General features: G+C 28.5%; 3 protein-coding genes. All 3 read right to left on the reverse strand.

Annotation, left to right across the window (positions count from 1 at the left end):
• Window positions 1-278, reverse strand: a 278-nt coding sequence (locus A9Z07_RS04495) for a hypothetical protein (RefSeq protein ID WP_139126629.1), incomplete at its 3' end; no start/stop codon positions are given.
• Window positions 279-438: 160 nt separating this feature from the next.
• Entirely contained in the window at window positions 439-1578 is a 1140-nt protein-coding gene (locus A9Z07_RS04500) for a glycosyltransferase (RefSeq protein WP_069577212.1), read from the reverse strand.
• A 98-nt stretch (window positions 1579-1676) separates the two neighbouring features.
• Window positions 1677-2348: a hypothetical protein gene (locus A9Z07_RS04505; RefSeq protein ID WP_069577217.1), complete on the reverse strand. Its 672-nt coding sequence runs from the start codon at window positions 2346-2348 to the stop codon at window positions 1677-1679.
• Window positions 2349-2386 lie beyond the last annotated feature (38 nt).

The raw sequence follows: 2386 nt of genomic DNA on the forward strand, positions 1-2386 counted from the left end.
CTCCAATTAATTTTTAAAAACTTAGCTCTTTTTAAAATTGAAAATAAAATTATTAATGATTTTATAATTGGAAAAAACTTTAAATATTTATTAACAAAAACATATTCAATAAAAACATTTCCTGCTTCTATTTTATTATTCCCAATAACAGAGATATCAGTACAAGGCACAAAAATATAATGCTGTATATTATTGTATTTTTTAGACAAGCTTAAAATCATTTCACTATGAACCTTATTTCCAATAAAATTATTGCAAATATAAACATAAGATTTCATACTACACCTTTCACTATAAGCATTTAAAAAATTTACCCCATAAAACGTTATGACATCTTGTATAAAATAGTAAATACATCTAGTTTTTAATATATCCGATCAACCCATTCAGTTAAACTCAAGAAAAATTGCATATAAAAATAGTTTACATAATAAACACCTACTTACTTAAAATATATTTGTATGCTTCTAGCATTTTTTGCTCCTGTTTTTCCCAAGAGTTTTCACAAGCTACTCTATAAGCATTATCTTTCATATATACTAAGTCCTGTTGCAAAAAGCTATCAATTGCTTGGTTAATTCCAAAAGTAGAAAAATCTAAAATCACATCTCCCATATGATTAGTAGTAACCAATTCGGTCATATCTTTCATATTTGAAACAAGAACAGGTAATCCAGCCATTGAATATTCGAATAATTTATTAGGCATACAATAATAGTAAGATAAACAAGTATTTTCAATTAAAGAGATACCCAGGTCTGCCGAAGAGGTATACTCTAATACAACTTCTGGTGGTACTGCAGGAAAAAAGAAAATATTATCGCATTCTGATGCAGCACTTTTAATATCTTTCTCTAACTCGCCATATCCCATAAAAACAACAACAACTTTATTATTAGTACGCTCCTTGAAGGCATCTATAATTAAATGTATACCGCGCCCAGAAAATAACCCCCCTTGATAAATTAAAATAATCTGCTCTGCACTAATACCTAATTGCTCACGAAAATGATTATTTTTCTTTCGTTCTCTTCTGTTTGGTGAATTTAACACGACAGGAGGACGTTCAATTTGATATTCTTTTTGATACCAATCAGCAATACTTTCACTGACAACAAAAGTCAGATCCATATACTTAATAAATCTACGCTCCATCCACTTACATAATTTCTGTCTAATTCCTTTTAAACCATTTCTTTCCACTTCCAACTCATGAGTATCATAAATTAAAATAGCATTATATGCATATTTAAGAAATATACCTAATGGAAACATACTTAAAGAATGGATATTTACCATATTTATTTTTTTATCTTTATAATAATAATAGACTAAAAAGCAAAACTCTATATATTTAACAAATTGCATAAAAAGATTTTTGCTTAGGCCTCTACTACGCAAAGAAAATCTTTTTAATTGTCTTTTGCTATCATAGTTATACTCCTCATCCAAGTCATCCTTATGTAAGGCTGCAATATGCACCTGACTTACCATACCGGAATCAACCAAACTTTTCGTTTGCTTCAAAACACGACTAGCATTTGTAAATTCATTTAAGCTAATATGAAGATTATTCATTACTTTACTCGTAGTATATTAAACCACATAAATAAAATTAAAAACAGTTAATAAACTATTTAAAGATATTTCCAACAAAACAGTTTTCACAAAACCATTTAACGAACATAATTTAATTTAAAATTCCTCATAGATATAAATACAAATTTCTCATTTATAACAATTAAAGAAATATTTAAAATAAAATTAGAAAAACTTGTAACAGACAGAGATCTAAAATATAGAATAACCCAAACATAATACCCTATACTTAATGGAAGCTCTCTAAATTTCAAAATAAATCCATCAAACATTTTCAAAATAAATCCGACAAAGAAAGATGCAGGAGCAATTAACAGAGGCCCAAAATTTGCGTAAATCTCTGCCCAAAATACTGTTGGCATAGTCCCTACTATTCCCAACTGCTCCAACTGAGGATTCACCCAATCCATAACTAATACTGTTAATCGTACTGGTTCATAGGGTAGAATCCCCTTAGGATTTGGGAAGCTTTTCCCATGAAGATAATCATAATGCTCAGGAAATAATTCCAAATAAAAATAAGCAGGTGTAATACTTCCTGTAAAAGTTCTTGATAGTACAGAGTTAAATGCATCAGAAACTGATAAGCTTTTCATAAAGAACATATACATGCCGATTAAAATAGCAAATACAGGTATTGAAATCTTAACTATTGATCTAAGAGGAATTTTACCTCCTCTACGGATAATAACATTTACCAAAAACATTCCTATAATTAACCAAATAATAGGTGCTTTTTCAGTTGCCATCAATGCAACAAATCAATTTACAAAGAATAAAAATATAA

The sequence above is a fragment of the Acinetobacter sp. YK3 genome (genome assembly GCF_001729365.1).
GTDB classification, from domain to species: Bacteria; Pseudomonadota; Gammaproteobacteria; order Pseudomonadales; family Moraxellaceae; genus Acinetobacter; species Acinetobacter vivianii.

Coding starts and splice junctions, on each gene's coding strand:
- A9Z07_RS04500 (WP_069577212.1), bottom strand. CDS start 1,578: ATGAATAATCTTCATATTAGCTTAAATGAATTTACAAATGCTAGTCGT.
- A9Z07_RS04505 (WP_069577217.1), bottom strand. CDS start 2,348: ATGGCAACTGAAAAAGCACCTATTATTTGGTTAATTATAGGAATGTTT.